This is a genomic window from Flavobacterium sp. AC267 (assembly GCF_979258715.1).
The window spans coordinates 3495998-3513078 of the sequence record NZ_OZ409875.1 but is presented as its reverse complement, the minus strand read 5'-3'; the positions used below and the strand labels follow the sequence as shown (position 1 = coordinate 3513078).

Sequence of the window (17081 nt, the reverse complement as noted above, 5' to 3'; positions counted from 1 at the left end):
AATAAAATTTGTTTATGGATAAGATAAAAATACTTTGGGTCGATGATGAAATCGATCTTTTAAAGCCCCATATATTATTTCTAGAAAAAAAGAATTACGAAGTTACAACGTGCAATAACGGACTTGACGCTATTACATTATTTGAAGAAGATAATTTCGATATTGTTTTTTTGGATGAAAACATGCCCGGAATGAGCGGACTGGAAACACTTTCTGAAATGAAAGAGAAAAAATCAGCTATTCCTATGATTATGATTACCAAAAGTGAAGAGGAATATATAATGGAAGAAGCCATTGGTTCTAAAATCGCTGATTATTTGATTAAACCAGTAAATCCAAATCAGATTTTATTGAGTTTGAAGAAAAATTTAGATCATTCTCGACTGATTTCTGAAAAAACAACTTTGGATTATCAGAAGGAATTCCGAAAAATCGCAATGGAATTAGCAATGGTTAATTCTTATGAAGACTGGGTTGAATTGTATAAAAAATTACTTTTTTGGGAGTTAGAGCTTGAAAATATTAATGATCAGGCGATGATCGAAATTCTGGAATCTCAAAAAGTAGAAGCAAACTCGCAATTCGGAAAATATATCGAGAGAAACTACGAAGATTGGTTCGAACCAAAAGCAGATAAACCAATTCAATCTCATACTTTATTTAAGGAATTAGTTGTTCCAGAATTAAAAAAGAAAGACAAACCTGTTTTATTTGTTGTAATTGATAATCTTCGTTACGACCAATGGAAATCTTTTGAAACAGTAATTTCGAATTATTACAAACTGGAAAAAGAAGTTCCTTATTATTCTATTCTTCCAACTGCGACTCAGTATGCTAGAAATGCTATTTTCTCAGGTTTGATGCCTTTAGAAATGGAAAAAAAATTCCCTGAATATTGGAAAAATGATGTGGAAGACGGCGGAAAAAATCTCTATGAAGCAGAGTTTTTATCAGCTCAATTAAAACGTTTAGGATTGAATCTTAAAGAAGATTATTTTAAAATCACCAATTATGCTTGCTGGTAAAAAGCTTGCAGAAAACTTCAAAGCTTTAAAAGGAAACGACTTAGTAACTGTGGTTTACAATTTTGTAGATATGCTTTCGCATGCCAAAACCGAAATGGAAGTCGTAAAGGAATTAGCTTCTGACGACAAGGCATATCGTTCTTTAACCTTAAGCTGGTTTAAAAATTCACCTTTATTAGAAATAATTCAGCAGGCGCAAGTTTTAGGATTCAAATTAATCCTAACAACAGATCACGGAACAATTAATGTAAAAAATCCGTCGAAAGTTGTGGGAGATAAAAATACAAGTCTAAATTTGCGTTACAAAACTGGACGTAGTTTAACGTATGAACAAAAAGATGTTTATGTCGTAAAAGAGCCAAAAACAATTGGTTTACCTGCAATAAACATGAGTAGTTCGTTTATTTTTGCCAAAAATGATTTTTTTCTGGCTTATGTAAACAACTACAATCATTATGTGAGTTATTACAAAAACACGTATCAGCACGGCGGAATTTCATTAGAAGAAATGATTATTCCGTTCTTGGTTTTTAACCCTAAATAAAAAAGTTTTCAGTCTCAGTCGCAGTATCCGTTTTCAGTGTTTAACTGAGATTGTAAACTGCGACTGAGACTTAAATAAAATAAAAATAATAATGAACATCGTTTTTTCTTTAGATCAAATTCAACAAACTGCCCAGCAGATTTTAGATTCAAAACCTAAAAAAATCATTCTTTTTAATGGAGAAATGGGCGTGGGAAAAACTACTTTAATTAAGCAGTTATGTAAAAGTTTAGGAGTTCAGGATGCAACAAGCAGTCCAACTTTTTCTTTGGTTAACGAATATTATACTACTGACAATCAGATCGTTTATCATTTTGATTTTTACAGATTAAATAAAGAAACCGAAGCACTCGATATGGGTGTTGACGATTATTTATATTCTGGAAATTGGTGTTTTATCGAATGGTCTGAGAAAATTAAAAATCTGCTTCCCGAAGAAACTTCGACGATTACAATTGAATTGCTAGAAGACGGTCAAAGAAATTTAAATTTAGTTTAAAACCTTGTAAAGATTTCTTAACATTCTCATCTTATAGTATTAGCAGAATTTTTGCATTAAATTTAAATCTTTTTACGTAATTTGTACTCTTAATTTTTTGTGCCACCCATGTCAATCACGTTAACTCCATTTACAAAACAACAATTAATACCGCAAGAAGAAAAACTTGAGGTTGGTCGTTTTAAAAGAGAACTTTTTATTGGAATCCCTAAAGAGACAAGCTATCAGGAACGTCGGATCTGTCTAACTCCCGATGCTGTAAACTCTCTGACTTATGCAGGTCATCGTGTTATGATTGAGTCTGGAGCTGGAGAAAGTTCTAGCTATACCGACAAAGAATATTCTGATGCGGGTGCAGAAATTACAAAAGACACAAAAAGAGTTTTTGGCTGTCCGTTTCTATTAAAAGTAGAACCGCCGACTTTAGCCGAAATTGAAATGATTAATCCTGAGACGGTTATTATTTCAGCTATTCAGCTCAAAACTAAAAAGAAAGCTTACTTTGAAGCTTTAGCGCAAAAGAAAATCACAGCATTAGCTTTTGAATATATTAAAGACGAAGACGGTTCTTATCCAGCTGTAAAATCATTGAGCGAAATCGCTGGAACAGCTTCTATCCTTATCGCGGCTGAACTAATGATTACAAATGAATTTGGAAAAGGACTTTTATTCGGCAATATTACCGGCGTCCCTCCTACTGAAGTTGTTATTTTAGGCGCTGGAACAGTTGGAGAATTTGTTGCAAAAACCGCAATTGGTTTGGGCGCAAATGTCAAAGTTTTTGATAATTCAATCACAAAATTACGTCGTTTACAAAATAATTTAAGCCAAAGAATTTTCACTTCAACCATTCAGCAAAAAGCCTTATTAAAAGCTTTAAGACGTTGTGATGTGGCTATTGGCGCCATGCGCGGAAAAGAACGTCGCCCGATTGTTGTTACAGAAACTATGGTAGAGCACATGAAAAAAGGTGCCGTTATTGTTGATGTAAGCATTGATACAGGTGGTTGTTTTGAAACTTCAGAAGTTACAACTCACGAAAAACCGACATTTATAAAAAGCAATGTTTTACACTATTGTGTGCCAAATATACCTTCAAGATATTCTAAAACTGCTTCATTATCAATTAGTAACATCTTAACACCTTATCTGCATCAGATAGCCGAAGATGGTGGTTTAGAAAGTGCAATTCGATGCAATAAAGGTCTTAAAAACGGTATTTATCTTTATCACGGAATCCTAACAAACAAAGCCATTGGCGAATGGTTTGATTTACCAGATAACGATATTAATTTACTTGTATTCTAAAGGAACTTTAATGTACCTTTGCAAAAATTTTATTTCATGAAGTTCGTACACCGTTTTGCATATTACCTAATTGGCCTTATTATGGGCTGTTTTTTTGTAGCTCTTGTTTTTAGTGGAAAAGATACCCGTTGTAATTATTTCCCAAATGCCCGAGTTCTAAATAATCTTCGAACAAAACCTTTTCAATATTCAGAAAAAGCAATTCAGACTTTAAACGAAAAATGGGTTGATACAGCCGATATCAAAAATACTTTGACTTACGGAGATGTTGACTTTGATCAAAGTAATGTACCAATGAATAAAGGAAAACTTTATATCATAGAAGGTAAAACCGTAAAAAATCAAGAAATTATTCTAAAAGTGGTGAATTATGAAAATAAAGCTGTTTTAGAAGAAATCATCAAAAAATAACAGCAAGATTTGTCATTTCGACTAAAAGGAGAAATCACACTAGAAGCTCTACAAAGAATGAATTTTACTTTGCGGGAATTCTAGTGTGATTTCTCGTTCCTATAAATAGCAACAAGATTAAATTTAATCCTATTTCACTAAAATATTCCTAAAAGCCACAAAAATTCAAAGTTTTCCCTTTGCACCTTTGTCACTTTGAAACTTTGTCTCTTTTAACAAATTACCATTCAATTTCCTTCAATCCTTTTGATTTTAAGAATTCATTTGTCTGGCTAAAATGTTTATTTCCAAACCAAAATCCTCTATTAGCGCTTAATGGCGAAGGATGTCCCGATTTTAAAATGTGATGTTTTGAGGCATCAATCAAAGTCGCTTTCTTTTGAGCGAAACCACCCCAAAGTAAAAAGACAACATTTTCTCTTTCAGCAGAAATTTGTTTGATAACAGCATCCGTGAATTTTTCCCAGCCTTTTCCTTGGTGACTTCCTGCTTCCGATTGTCGAACTGTCAAAGTAGCATTTAATAAAAAAACACCTTGATCTGCCCAGCGTTCTAAATTTCCAGTATTCGGCAACGGTATATTAAAATCCGTTTGAATTTCTTTGAATATATTTTGAAGTGATGGTGGAAACGGGATTCCATCGTTTACAGAAAAACACAAACCATTGGCCTGATTAGGTCCGTGATAAGGATCTTGACCTATGATCACCACTTTTACTTCATCAAAATGACAGTGATCAAAAGCTGAAAAAATCTGATTCCCTTTAGGATAACAAACTTTAGCAAGCATATTCAGATTTTACAAAATCAATTAATGTATTGAAATATGGTTTTTCGAATTCTTCATTCAAAACTGGTTTCCAAGAAGAATGCATTTTTACGTCCATAATTTTTTTATGCTAATTTCAGAAATTATTACTTAAAATCATATTTACAAGATCATAAATTTAGCTGTCAACTAGTAGATTTCAATCATAATGTTTTCGTACTTTTGCTGTTACTTTCATAAAGAAATTAAATGATCAGTATTACCGATAAAACATTACAAGACTTACAATTTCCAACAGTTCTAGAAACCATTTCAGATGGATGCAACACCGACATTGGAAAAGAAAAGGCTTTACAGATAAAACCATTTAGAGATAAAGAAGAATTGATGCAGTCTTTAATGCAGACATCAGAATATGTTTCTTCTTTTCAAAATAATAACGCCATTCCGAATCACGGATTTGACGCCATCACGCACGAAATTAAGTTTTTAGCAATTGAAGATAGTTTCCTGGAAGTAGGAAGTTTTAGAAAAATTGCTAATCTTTCTGCAACCGCAAATGTATTATTGAGTTTCTTAAAAAAATTCGATGATTATTATCCAAATCTTAATGCAAGAGCTTCGCGTGTCGAATTGACCAAAGATATAATTTCGGCTATTGACGCAATCGTCGATAAATATGGCGAAATAAAAGATAACGCTTCACCCGCTTTATTAAGTATTCGCCAAAATATGAACTTGATCCGCGGAAAAGTAAACCAAAGTTTTGGTGTTGCCTTAACTCAGTATAATGGCTTAGGATATCTGGATGACATTAAAGAAAGTTTTGTTCAAAACCGTCGTGTTTTAGCAGTTCTTGCCATGTATCGTCGTAAGGTAAAAGGCTCAATTTTAGGAAGTTCTAAAACTGGAAGTATTGCATATATCGAACCTGAAGCTACTTTAAAATATTCTCGTGAGTTAGCCAATCTTGAATATGAGGAGAAAGAAGAAATTACTAGAATTCTAAAGAATTTATCGAATGTAATTCGTCCATATCTTCCTTTACTAATTGAATATCAAGACTTTTTGAGTGATATTGATGTTGTTGCCGGGAAAGCAAAATATGCTAATCGCATTAACGGAATTTTACCAACAATTACAGAAGACAGAAGATTATTTTTTAGAGAAGCGTATCATCCTATTTTGTATTTGAATAACAAACAAAAAAAAGAAATTACACATCCGCAGACAATTGAACTAAAACAAGAAAATAGAATTATTGTAATTTCTGGGCCAAATGCCGGAGGAAAAACCATTTCCTTAAAAACGGTTGGTTTATTACAATTGATGCTTGCAATCTGGAATTTTAATTCCGGTTCACGAAAGGAGTGAAACTTTCTTGTTCGATAGAATCTTAACAGATATTGGTGATAATCAATCTATTGAAAACCACTTAAGCACGTATAGTTATAGACTAAAAAACATGAATTATTTCTTAAAGAAATGCAACAAGAAAACCATGTTTTTAATTGACGAATTTGGTACTGGTTCTGATCCTGAATTGGGTGGCGCTTTAGCAGAAATTTTCTTGGAAGAATTTTACCATCGTGAAGCATTCGGAATTATTACAACGCATTATTCCAATTTAAAAATTTTGGCTAACGAATTGCCATACGCAACAAATGCGAATATGATGTTTGACGAAAAATCATTAGAACCCATGTACAAATTAGCTTTGGGTCAGGCTGGAAGTTCATTTACATTTGAGGTTGCTCAGAAAAATGGAATTCCGTTTGGATTGATCAATCGTGCAAAAAAGAAAATTGAAGTTGGAAAAGTTCGTTTCGATAAAACTATTGCAACACTTCAGAAAGAAAGATCAAAACTTGAAAAAACTTCTTTGAATTTAAAAGAAGAAGAAACTCGTGCTCGTGAAGAAAGTAAAAAGATGGAAAACATCAATACGAGAATCCAGCAAAAATTAGAAAGCTATCAAGAATTGTACGACAGCAATCAGAAGATTATATATATAGGACAAAAAGTTGATGATATCGCTGAAAAATATTTCAATAATAAAAACAAAAAGGAACTTATTGGCGAATTATTGAAAATTGTTGAAATCGAAAATTCAAAACGAAAAAAAGCAACTCCGAAAGAAGTTAAAGCAAAAGTTGAAAAGCAAAAAGAAATTATTGCTGAAGTTTCTGTAAAGGTTGAAGAAATACGAAAAGAGAAAAAAGAGAAGAAACTTAAACCGGTAATAGAAAAACCAAGACCAATTTTGAAAATTGGTGACCGAGTAAGAATGCTCGACGGAAGATCTGTTGGAAGTATTGATTCGATCGAAAAAAATAAGGCAACTGTAAATTATGGCATTTTTACATCTAAAGTAAGTTTGGATGAATTGGAATTGGTTGAAGCGGCGAAAAAATAAAGTTTTCAGTCACAGTCACGTTTTTCAGATCTTAAAAGTGTTAATTTTTGAATAAAATTGAAATAAAGCCATTTAAGAAGCGTTTTTAAATATTACAACAAAAGAGGTCGATATTTTTTAAAAATCAATTATAAATATTTTATTAAAGCCAATTTTAATCTATTAAATTTATTAAAAAAGACAATTCAATAGAATTATCAAATAGTACTGTAAAAAACAAGAAAAACACAATATCGTTAATTTTCTACGTTTGAGAGTATAGTACAAAACTTTACATTCCATAATGGAAAACCTTCCAACAAATAAAAAAATAATTCTATTCGACGGAGTTTGTAATCTCTGCAACTCTGCCGTACAATTTATTATCAAAAAAGACAAAAAAGATATATTCAGATTTGTGGCATTGCAGTCAGAATTAGGAATTTCGATTTGTAAACATTTAGGAATTAGCTTTTCAAAAATGGACAGTATAATTTTGTACGATCCTGGCACAGCTTATTTTTATAAATCTTCGGCGACCATTGAAATAGCAAAAAACTTTGGAGGCTTTTGGAAATTAATTCCAATTTTTAGAATTGTGCCAATTTTTATCAGTGACTTTATTTACGATTATATTGCCAAAAACAGGTACAACTGGTATGGAAAAAAAGAAAGCTGTATGATTCCGACACCAGAGTTGAAAAGTAAGTTTCTTTAAAAAATTCCAACAACAAAACTCATATTCCCGCATTATTGTCATTTCGACGAAGGAGAAATCTCCACGAGAAACTCGACAAAGCTTAAAGAATTTCTCTATGGACTTTCTATTATGATTCTTCGTTCCTCAAGAATGACAAAAAAATAAAAAATCCCAAACTCCAATAATTTGGAATTTGGGATTTTAAAAATTGAAAATTAACTAAAAGTTATCTAATTAACTTTCTGTATTTCAAACGTTTCGGAGTTAAATCACCACCAAGACGTTTCTTTTTATTTTCTTCATAATCAGAGAAACTTCCTTCGAAGAAATATACTTCAGAATCTCCTTCGAAAGCTAAGATGTGTGTACAAATTCTATCTAAGAACCATCTGTCGTGAGAAATAATTACAGCACAACCTGCAAAATTTTCCAAACCTTCTTCCAATGCACGAAGTGTGTTCACATCAAGATCATTCGTAGGCTCATCCAGTAAAAGTACGTTACCTTCTTCTTTTAATGTCATTGCTAAGTGTAAACGGTTACGCTCTCCACCAGATAACATAGAAACTTTTTTGTTTTGCTCACCGCCTCCAAAGTTGAAACGAGATAAATAAGCTCTTGAGTTCACTTGCTTTCCTCCCATCATAACCAATTCTTGGCCATCTGCAAAATTTTCCCAGATAGATTTATTTGGATCAATATTAGAGTGCGACTGATCTACGTAAGCAATTTTCACTGTTTCACCAACTGAAAATTCTCCGCTGTCAGTAGCTTGTTCTCCCATAATCATTTTGAAAATAGTAGATTTACCAGCACCATTTGGTCCAATAATTCCAACAATACCAGCTTGTGGCAAAGTAAAATTTAAATTATCATATAATAATTTCTCTCCAAAAGCTTTGGCAACATTTTTAGCTTCAATAACATTTGTTCCTAAACGAGGTCCGTTCGGGATATAGATTTCTAGATTTTCATCTAATTGTTTTTGATCTTCATTCAACAATTTGTCGTAGTTCTGTAAACGCGCTTTTTGTTTTGTCTGACGACCTTTTGCACCTTGGCGAACCCATTCCAACTCACGCTCTAAAGTTTTTCTACGTTTAGAAGCTACTTTTTCTTCTTGAGCCATACGGCTTGACTTTTGATCTAACCATGAAGAATAGTTCCCTTTCCACGGAATACCTTCACCTCTATCTAACTCCAAAATCCAACCGGCAACGTTATCTAAGAAATAACGGTCGTGCGTTACAGCAATTACAGTTCCTGCATATTGCGCTAAGTGCTTCGCTCTAACCAAAGAACTGACTCAGCATCAAGGTGGTTAGTAGGCTCATCAAGTAACAATACATCTGGTTGCTTGCAATAACAAACGACATAAAGCTACACGACGACGCTCACCTCCTGAAAGGTTTTTAATAGGCGTATCTCCTTCTGGAGTACGCAAAGCATCCATTGCAATTTCTAATTTTGTATCGATTTCCCAAGCACCAAGAGCATCAATTTTATCTTGTAATGTCGCCTGGCGATCCATCAACTTATCCATTTTATCTGGATCTGAGTAATTTTCTTCAAGACCAAATAAATCATTAATCTGATTGTATTCTTCTAAAACTGCCATAGTCTCAGTTGCTCCTTCTCGAACAATTTCGATAACCGTTTTAGAATCATCAAGAATTGGCTCTTGCTCTAAATATCCAACAGTGTAACCTGGCTGGAAAACAACATCCCCTTGATAGTTCTTATCTACTCCAGCAATAATCTTTAAAAGTGAAGATTTTCCAGAACCATTAAGTCCCAAAATACCAATTTTTGCTCCGTAAAAGAAACTCAAGTAAATATTTTTAAGAACAGGTTTGTCTGCTCCTTGATAGGTTTTACTCAATTTCTGCATTGAGAAAATTACTTTCTTATCGTCTGACATTTTTATATTTTTATTTATTATTCTTAATTATTATTCTTAATTATTATTGAAATTTGCTATTGTAATTGTAGTTGATTTTTCTAAACCCTTCCTTTCAAAGCATTGAAAACCCAAGCATTGGCAAAAAAACCAACTCCAACAGCAACAAATCCCCAGCCTGAAACATCACTGTATCTAAAAATACCAAGACCTATAAGTAACAATCCCATAAGTACCATTATAAAAGTAGCCCATCCTAAAACGGTATTTTTATTCATTCCCATAATTGTGTAATTATTTTTAAGTAATAAAATTTTTAGAAAGGCAAATATCGTGAATTTTAACGGCTTAATTAAATATTTTATACAGCATTTCTTTTAACAAATCTGATTGTGGTAAAGCATTGGCTCCTACACCTTTACTTTTAACATCAATGTCACGCAAAGCTCCAACAATCTGACTAACCTTTCTCATTGGATAATTTTTTACGGCCAAATCATATTCTTTCAAGAAATACGGATTTACACCAATTGCCGTCACAACATTCTTTGGATTTTTATCTTTTAAACCATGATATTTTAAAAGTTGTATAAAAAATCCAAACACTAGTCCTGTTGTCATCACCAATGGATATTCTTTCGGGTTATGAGCAAAATTTTCAGCAATCTTATAGGCTTTTAGCTGATTGCGTTCGCCTATTGCTTTTCGAAGTTCAAAAACATTATAATCTTTACTAAAACCAATATTTTCCTCTATATGCTCAGGCATAATCATAGTCCCTTTTGGTAAAATAATCTGTAGTTTTTCAAGTTCATTATTAATTTTACTTAAATCTGTTCCTAAAAATTCCACCAGCATAGCATTCGCTTTGGGATCAATTGTATATTTTTTTCCTGCTAAAACACGTTTTATCCAGTCTCCTACTTGATTTTCATATAACTTTTTACTTTCGTAAACAACACCTTTCTGCGCTAATAGTTTAGTAACTTTTTTACGTTTATCTAGTGTTTTGTATTTGTAACAAAAAACCAAAACCGTAGTTTCCATCGGATTGTCTACATACGATTCTATCTTATCAATTGTACGAGATAAATCTTGAGCTTCTTTAACAATAACAACCTGACGATCAGCCATCATAGGATAGCGCTTGGCCGTTGAAACAATATCATCAATAGAAACATCTCTTCCGTACAAAACTGTCTGATTAAATCCTTTTTCTTCTTCAGCTAAAACATTCTGCTCAATATATTCGGATAACTTATCTATATAATAAGGTTCTTCACCCATTAAAAAATAAATTGGTTTAATATTTCCGGCTTTTATATCGTTAACAATTTTTACTACTTCGTCCATCTACTTTTGTTTCAATTTCAGGTTTTAGGTTCGAATTTCAATAACTTGAAACTTTATCCCGAGACTTCGGGAGAAACCTGAAACTATTTTATATTTTTGCTTTATGTTAAAACTTAATTTCCCTGCTTATACTTTCCGATTCAAAAATAGCGAAAATAAAGTGTCTATTTTTGATGAAATCAGGAAAAAATTTATAATTCTTACGCCTGAAGAATGGGTTCGCCAGCACGTTGTTCATTATTTAATGCATGAAAAAAAATACCCAAAGTCACTTATAAACGTAGAGAAAGTTTTAACCGTCAACGGATTACGAAAACGTTACGATGTTGTAGTATTCAATTCAGACGGCACTATACATATATTAGTAGAGTGTAAAGCGCCAGAAGTTAAAATATCTCAGGCAACTTTTGATCAAATTGCCCGTTATAATATGACAATGCAGGCACGGTTTTTGAATGTCACAAACGGACTAAACCATTTTTATTGTCAAATGGATTTTGAAAACGAAAAATATGAGTTTTTAAGAAACCTGCCTGACTATAAAGAAAACCATTAAAAATAAATAATTAATATACTTTTGGATAAAATAGCAGTTGTCATTTTAAATTGGAACGGGGTAAAATTGCTGGAGCAGTTTTTACCGTCTGTTATTCAGTTTTCAGAAGGAGCATCTATATATGTTGCTGATAACGATTCTACAGATAATTCTGTTGAATTTGTTACAGAAAATTTCCCTACCGTTAAGATTGTAAAAAACACAGGAAATCATGGCTTTGCAAAAGGTTATAATGATGCCTTAAAACATATTGATGCAGAAATTTATGCATTGGTCAATTCGGATATTGAGGTAACAGAAAACTGGCTGAAACCAATTCTTGAGACTTTTGATAATGAAAAACAAACCGCAATTATTCAGCCTAAAATCCTTGATTTTAAAAACAAAGAATATTTCGAATATGCTGGTGCGAGCAGGCGGTTTTATAGATAAATTTGGTTATCCTTTCTGTCGAGGCAGAATCTTCGAAACAATCGAAAAAGATAATGGACAATACGATAATAATTGCGAATTGTTCTGGGCTTCGGGTGCTTGCTTTTTCATCAGAAAAAATGTTTTTCATGAACTTGGAGGTTTCGACGAAAGCTTTTTTGCGCATCAGGAAGAAATAGACTTATGCTGGCGTGCTTCTAACGAAGGGCATATTATTAAATACAATTATCACTCAGTGGTTTACCATGTTGGAGGAGCAACATTACAACAGGGAAATCCCAAAAAGACCTATCTGAATTTTCGAAATTCATTATTAATGATGGTCAAAAATCTGCCGAGAAGAAGATTATTTTTTGTGATTTTCTTTCGTATGATTTTGGATGGTATTGCAGGTATGCGTTTTCTTACACAAGGAAAATTTGGACATACTTTTGCCGTTTTAAAGGCACATTTTTCATTTTATTGTTTATCTTTAAAATATATCGGAAAAAGAAAAGATTTTCAGATACAGCAATACTATATGGTAAAAAGCATCGTTTTCCTTTATTATATAAGGAAACTGACTTTATTTAAAGAAATCTTTAACAGTATTCAAAATATTAAAAACTAAATTTGTAATCAAGTCTAATTAAAATTAAATTTATGAGAAAAATAGTTATCGCACTATCAGTATTAATGGCACTAACATCATGTGTTTCTAAAAAGAAATATGCTGAGTTAGAAGCTAAGAACAAGGAGACTCAAGATTTGTTAAACTCTTGTACTGTAAAATTAAACACGTGCTTAGAAGAAAAAGCTGGATTGGTCGCTACAGCGGACAGCTACAAACAACATAACAAAGATTTAATCAGCGACTCTAAAGATTTAACTATCTTAACAACGAAAGGTGCTGAGAATCTTGAAAAATCTCTTGAAAGTTTAAAAGAAAAAGATTTAAAAATCTCTAGACTTCAAGATGCTTTAACTAAAAAAGACAGTGTTACTTTAGCATTAGTTACAAGCTTAAAAGGAGCAGTTGGAATCAACGATCCAGACATCGAAATCAATGTTGAAAAAGGAGTTGTATTTATCTCTATCGCTGATAAATTATTATTTAAAAGCGGAAGCTACGACGTAACTGATGCAGCAAAAGGTGTATTAGCAAAAGTTGCAAAAGTAGTTAACGACAAACCAGATTTCGAATGTATGGTTGAAGGACACACTGATAATGTTCCTTACAAAAGCAACGGAATTATCTTAGACAACTGGGATTTAAGTGTGAAACGTTCTACTTCTATCGTTCGTGTATTAACAAACGATCTTGGTGTTAACCCAGCTAAATTAATTGCTTGCAGGTAGAAGTTCTTACGTACCATTAGTTGCTAATGATACTGCTGAAAACAAAGCACGTAACAGAAGAACTCGTATCGTAGTTATGCCAAAAATCGATCAATTCTATGATATGATTGAAAAAGAAATGAAAAAACAAGCAAAATAATCCTTGTTTTAAATTCTATAAAAACAGAAAAAGCAGGTCAATTGACCTGCTTTTTTGTATTCTTAATTTCTGTAAATAAAGAATAACATTATTTTAAATAACTAACTAAATTTTAACTTTAATAAAGTTAGGTATTATTTTTAAACTTTTATACAATTAAAGTATTTATTTACAAAATATCAATATCGCCTTTTCCTTCTCTTACAATAACCGGCTCATGCTCAGAAAGATCAATAATTGTAGAAGCAATATTATCTCCGTAGCCGCCATCGATTACTAGATCTACAAGATTCTGCCATTTCTCAAAAATCAATTCTGGATCTGTAGTATATTCAATCACATCATCTTCATCACGTATAGATGTAGAAACAACTGGATTTCCTAACTGGCGTACAATTTCTAAGATTATATTATTATCTGGAACACGAATACCAACCGTAGTTTTCTTTTTAAACTCTTTTGGAAGATTATTATTTCCAGGCAAAATAAAAGTATAAGGCCCAGGTAAAGCTCTTTTTAATATTTTAAAAGTCGAAGTATCAATCTGACGTACATAATCTGACAGATTACTCAAATCGTGACAGATAAACGAGAAATTAGCTTTCTCTAGTTTAACTCCTTTTATTTTTGCAATTTTTTCCAACGCTCTCGAATTGGTAATATCACAACCCAAACCGTAAACAGTATCCGTTGGATAAATTACCAATCCCCCATTCTGAAGCACTTTTACAACTTTTGCGATTGCCGCTTCACTAGGTTTATCAGGATATATTTTTATAAATTCAGCCATTTTTTTATTTAGAATAAAGATGTTAGATAATAGAATAAAGATTTCTCTTAAATTCCTTTAAAATTTTGCAAACAAATAACAACATTGCAATAGCTAGTAAATTTAACTTTAAATGAAAAATACTTTCACTTTCTCGAAATGCTAATAAAAATTGAGAGAATTGAAAATCAAAACCAGCGAATATATCATTAGTTAAATCTAAAGTAAAATTTACTGCAATTCCATTTACTGATGTATAATAGATACCATAAATTTCAAAAGCAATTATTTGTAAAATTAAAGAAATGATAACTAAATTTAATCCTCTCAAGTATTTTTTCTTATTTAATACCCATGCGGAATAAATACAAAAAGCAAAAAATAAAAATGGTATAATAAGCTGAATATAAAAAGGTCCTCTATATTCAATAACATTAGTAGTAAAAATTAAATATGTCATAAACAGTATCCCTACAATGCCTCCAAAAAACTGATAAATTTCAATAAAATTAAGTTTCTTTAAGAGCGTCTTATCAATCATTTTTAATTTTTAATTTCCTACCCTACCACATCAAGTTTAGCAAATCTCAAAAGTAATTTCTTAATTCCACCTACTTCAAATTTGATTTCTGCTTTTTTATCAGCGCCAACACCTTCTAGATTAACAACTTCTCCTTTTCCAAAACGCTCGTGCATTACGATATTTCCAACAGTCAATTTACTGTCAAACAAATTTGGCGCACTCGCATTCTGATTCGTTCCTACAGGTTTTAACTTTCTGATATTTAGATCCGGCTTCGGATTATTATCTGTAACATGTTTTGGAGGCGTTCCTCCAACTGGTTTTGCTAATCGCAGTTTAGATTTGTCAACATCACCAAAAATATCACCATCGATTGGCGATTTATAACGGTAATTAGTTTCTGCCGGAGTTAGATATTCTAGAAACTGTCCGTCAATTTCTTCAATAAAACGAGATGGCTCACTGTCTGTCAATTTTCCCCAGCGATAACGAGACTGAGCGTAAGTCAAATACGCCTGATGTTCAGCACGCGTTAGCGCTACATAGAACAAACGACGTTCCTCTTCCAATTCACTTCTCGTACTCATACTCATCGCACTCGGAAACAAATCTTCTTCCATGCCCACCACAAAAACGTGCGGGAATTCCAGTCCTTTTGCTAAGTGAATCGTCATTAAAGCGACACGATCATCATCATTCGTATCTTTATCTAAGTCTGTTGCCAAGGCCACATCTTCCATAAATTCAGAAAGCGCGCCTCTTGCTCCGTCAATTTCTCTTTGTCCTTCAGTAAAATCTTTAATACCGTTTAAAAGTTCTTCGATATTCTGAATTTTTGCCATTCCTTCCGGCGTAGCATCTTTCTTTAATTCCTGAACCAAACCAGTTTTCTTTGCAACGTGATCTGTAATGTAAAAAGCATCCTGATTCTGATCAATAACCTGAAAACTCTGAATCATCGTTACAAAATCTTTCAGTTTATTTTTTGTTCCGGTATTTAGTTTCAAATCAATTTTATCGATATTCACCATTACTTCCCAAATCGAACGCTTGTAATGATTTGCCGCAATCGTCAATTTCTCTACCGTTGTGTCGCCAATTCCACGAGCTGGATAATTAATAACACGAATCAATGCCTCTTCATCTTTTGGATTTAAAACCAAACGTAAGTAACACAAAACATCCTTAATTTCTTTACGCTGGTAAAACGATAATCCACCGTAAATTCTATACGGAATATCACGCTTTCTTAATGCATCCTCCATTGCGCGCGACTGCGCATTCGTACGATATAAAATCGCAAAAGATCCATTATGAAGCTGATTTTGCATTTTCTGCTCAAAAATCGTACTCGCTACAAAACGACCTTCTTCAGCATCTGTCAAACTCCTGTGAACTTTAATTTTTGGTCCAAATTCGTTCGCAGTCCAAACCACTTTATCCAGTTTGGTTTTATTATGCTCCATAACCGTATTTGCCGCTTCCACAATATTTCGCGTCGAACGATAATTCTGTTCCAAACGAAACATTATTACGCCCTCATAATCCTTTTGGAAATTCAAAATATTATTAATATTCGCACCACGGAACGCATAAATACTCTGCGCATCATCTCCAACCACACAAATATTCTGAAACCTGTCAGATAAAGCCCTAACAATCAAATACTGAGAGTGATTTGTATCTTGGTACTCATCCACCAAAATATATCTAAAGCGATTCTGATACTTCGCCAAAACCTCCGGAAAACGAGTCAGCAATTCATTTGTTTTCAACAACAAATCATCAAAATCCATTGCACCCGCCTTAAAACAGCGGTCAACATATTGCTGATATATTTCTCCCAACCTTGGTCTTTTCGCCATTGCGTCGGCTTCAACCAATTCTGGATTATTAAAATACGCTTTAACCGTAATCAAGCTGTTTTTATAACTCGATATACGTCCTAAAATTTGTTTTGGTTTATAAATATCACGATCCAGTCGCATTTCCTTAATAATCGAAGAAATCAATCTAGCCGAATCCTGAGAATCATAAATAGTAAAATTGGAAGGATAACCCAAATGATCCGATTCTGCACGCAGGATACGCGCAAAAATAGAGTGAAAAGTTCCCATCCAAAGATTTTTTGCCTCACTCGCACCCACAATATCCGAAATCCTGTGTTTCATCTCGCGGGTCGCTTTATTGGTAAAAGTCAGCGACAAAATATTGAAAGCATCAACACCCTGAGCCATCAAATAAGCAATTCTAATTGTCAAAACACGGGTCTTTCCCGAACCTGCACCAGCAATAATAATCATTGGCCCGTCTTTTTTTAAAACAGGCGCCCTCTGCGCTTCGTTGAGCTGGTCAATATATTTCTGCATGTAATTTTCTCCTTTTAGGCAAAATTAAGAATTAATACTTTAAATAGCTAC

General features: G+C 32.9%; 10 protein-coding genes and 6 pseudogenes. 9 read left to right on the top strand and 7 right to left on the bottom strand.

Annotated features, from left to right (window positions below; genetic code table 11):
- The first annotated feature begins 14 nt into the window (after positions 1-14).
- The 4 genes and pseudogenes from porX to ACZZ95_RS18540 all read left to right on the top strand — a co-directional run bounded on the left by porX (position 15) and on the right by ACZZ95_RS18540 (position 3787).
- Positions 15-1569 (top strand): annotated as a pseudogene (gene porX / locus ACZZ95_RS18555) (T9SS response regulator signal transducer PorX).
- 91 nt (positions 1570-1660) lie between these two features.
- Positions 1661-2068 carry a tRNA (adenosine(37)-N6)-threonylcarbamoyltransferase complex ATPase subunit type 1 TsaE gene (gene tsaE, locus ACZZ95_RS18550; protein WP_463470171.1) on the top strand — a complete coding sequence of 136 codons (408 nt, stop codon included), beginning with the start codon at positions 1661-1663 and terminating at the stop codon, positions 2066-2068.
- A gap of 108 nt (positions 2069-2176) precedes the next feature.
- Positions 2177-3376 (top strand): alanine dehydrogenase, encoded by a 1200-nt coding sequence (locus ACZZ95_RS18545; RefSeq protein WP_463470170.1) that lies wholly within the window; start codon positions 2177-2179, stop codon positions 3374-3376.
- A 36-nt stretch (positions 3377-3412) separates the two neighbouring features.
- Positions 3413-3787 (top strand): DUF4258 domain-containing protein, encoded by a 375-nt coding sequence (locus ACZZ95_RS18540; RefSeq protein WP_095951257.1) that lies wholly within the window; start codon positions 3413-3415, stop codon positions 3785-3787.
- Positions 3788-4007: 220 nt separating this feature from the next.
- Here the strand turns inward: ACZZ95_RS18540 and ACZZ95_RS18535 are convergent.
- A pseudogene (locus tag ACZZ95_RS18535) lies at positions 4008-4674 on the bottom strand (uracil-DNA glycosylase).
- Between the two features lie 131 nt (positions 4675-4805).
- Between ACZZ95_RS18535 and ACZZ95_RS18530 the strand changes: the two are divergent.
- Positions 4806-6972, top strand: a pseudogene (locus tag ACZZ95_RS18530) (endonuclease MutS2).
- 283 nt (positions 6973-7255) lie between these two features.
- Positions 7256-7669, top strand: coding sequence for a thiol-disulfide oxidoreductase DCC family protein (locus tag ACZZ95_RS18525; protein WP_463470169.1), 414 nt, complete (start codon positions 7256-7258; stop codon positions 7667-7669).
- A gap of 208 nt (positions 7670-7877) precedes the next feature.
- Here the strand turns inward: ACZZ95_RS18525 and ettA are convergent.
- From ettA to holA, 3 genes and pseudogenes are all read right to left on the bottom strand, one after another.
- Positions 7878-9572 (bottom strand): annotated as a pseudogene (ettA, locus tag ACZZ95_RS18520) (energy-dependent translational throttle protein EttA).
- A gap of 80 nt (positions 9573-9652) precedes the next feature.
- Positions 9653-9835 (bottom strand): CAL67264 family membrane protein, encoded by a 183-nt coding sequence (locus ACZZ95_RS18515; RefSeq protein WP_463470168.1) that lies wholly within the window; start codon positions 9833-9835, stop codon positions 9653-9655.
- A gap of 64 nt (positions 9836-9899) precedes the next feature.
- Complete coding sequence (gene holA / locus ACZZ95_RS18510) at positions 9900-10904, bottom strand: DNA polymerase III subunit delta (RefSeq protein ID WP_463470167.1); 1005 nt, start codon at positions 10902-10904, stop codon at positions 9900-9902.
- Between the two features lie 103 nt (positions 10905-11007).
- Here holA and ACZZ95_RS18505 point away from each other — a divergent pair, with 103 nt between their 5' ends.
- The 3 genes and pseudogenes from ACZZ95_RS18505 (at position 11008) to ACZZ95_RS18495 (ending at position 13369) form a co-directional block, all read left to right on the top strand.
- On the top strand, positions 11008-11460 hold the full coding sequence (locus tag ACZZ95_RS18505) for a type I restriction enzyme HsdR N-terminal domain-containing protein (RefSeq protein WP_095951263.1): 453 nt from the start codon (positions 11008-11010) through the stop codon (positions 11458-11460).
- A gap of 21 nt (positions 11461-11481) precedes the next feature.
- Positions 11482-12502: pseudogene (locus tag ACZZ95_RS18500) on the top strand (glycosyltransferase).
- A gap of 32 nt (positions 12503-12534) precedes the next feature.
- A pseudogene (locus ACZZ95_RS18495) lies at positions 12535-13369 on the top strand (OmpA/MotB family protein).
- Positions 13370-13538: 169 nt separating this feature from the next.
- Here ACZZ95_RS18495 and ACZZ95_RS18490 read toward each other — a convergent pair.
- The 3 genes from ACZZ95_RS18490 to ACZZ95_RS18480 are packed head-to-tail and all read right to left on the bottom strand — an operon-like array spanning position 13539 to position 17030.
- Positions 13539-14159 (bottom strand): L-threonylcarbamoyladenylate synthase, encoded by a 621-nt coding sequence (locus ACZZ95_RS18490; protein WP_463470166.1) that lies wholly within the window; start codon positions 14157-14159, stop codon positions 13539-13541.
- 22 nt (positions 14160-14181) lie between these two features.
- A complete protein-coding gene (locus tag ACZZ95_RS18485) occupies positions 14182-14679 on the bottom strand; it encodes a hypothetical protein (protein ID WP_463470165.1) in 498 nt (165 codons plus the stop codon).
- 17 nt (positions 14680-14696) lie between these two features.
- Positions 14697-17030, bottom strand: a complete 2334-nt coding sequence (locus ACZZ95_RS18480; protein WP_463470164.1) for an ATP-dependent helicase — start codon at positions 17028-17030, stop codon at positions 14697-14699.
- Positions 17031-17081: the final 51 nt, after the last annotated feature.

Excerpts from the sequence above, each read along its gene's own strand:
- ACZZ95_RS18485 (WP_463470165.1), bottom strand. The coding sequence starts at position 14,679 with ATGATTGATAAGACGCTCTTAAAGAAACTTAATTTTATTGAAATTTAT.
- ACZZ95_RS18505 (WP_095951263.1), top strand. The coding sequence starts at position 11,008 with ATGTTAAAACTTAATTTCCCTGCTTATACTTTCCGATTCAAAAATAGC.
- ACZZ95_RS18525 (WP_463470169.1), top strand. The coding sequence starts at position 7,256 with ATGGAAAACCTTCCAACAAATAAAAAAATAATTCTATTCGACGGAGTT.
- ACZZ95_RS18540 (WP_095951257.1), top strand. The coding sequence starts at position 3,413 with ATGAAGTTCGTACACCGTTTTGCATATTACCTAATTGGCCTTATTATG.
- tsaE (WP_463470171.1), top strand. The coding sequence starts at position 1,661 with ATGAACATCGTTTTTTCTTTAGATCAAATTCAACAAACTGCCCAGCAG.
- ACZZ95_RS18515 (WP_463470168.1), bottom strand. The coding sequence starts at position 9,835 with ATGGGAATGAATAAAAATACCGTTTTAGGATGGGCTACTTTTATAATG.
- ACZZ95_RS18480 (WP_463470164.1), bottom strand. The coding sequence starts at position 17,030 with ATGCAGAAATATATTGACCAGCTCAACGAAGCGCAGAGGGCGCCTGTT.
- ACZZ95_RS18490 (WP_463470166.1), bottom strand. The coding sequence starts at position 14,159 with ATGGCTGAATTTATAAAAATATATCCTGATAAACCTAGTGAAGCGGCA.
- holA (WP_463470167.1), bottom strand. The coding sequence starts at position 10,904 with ATGGACGAAGTAGTAAAAATTGTTAACGATATAAAAGCCGGAAATATT.
- ACZZ95_RS18545 (WP_463470170.1), top strand. The coding sequence starts at position 2,177 with ATGTCAATCACGTTAACTCCATTTACAAAACAACAATTAATACCGCAA.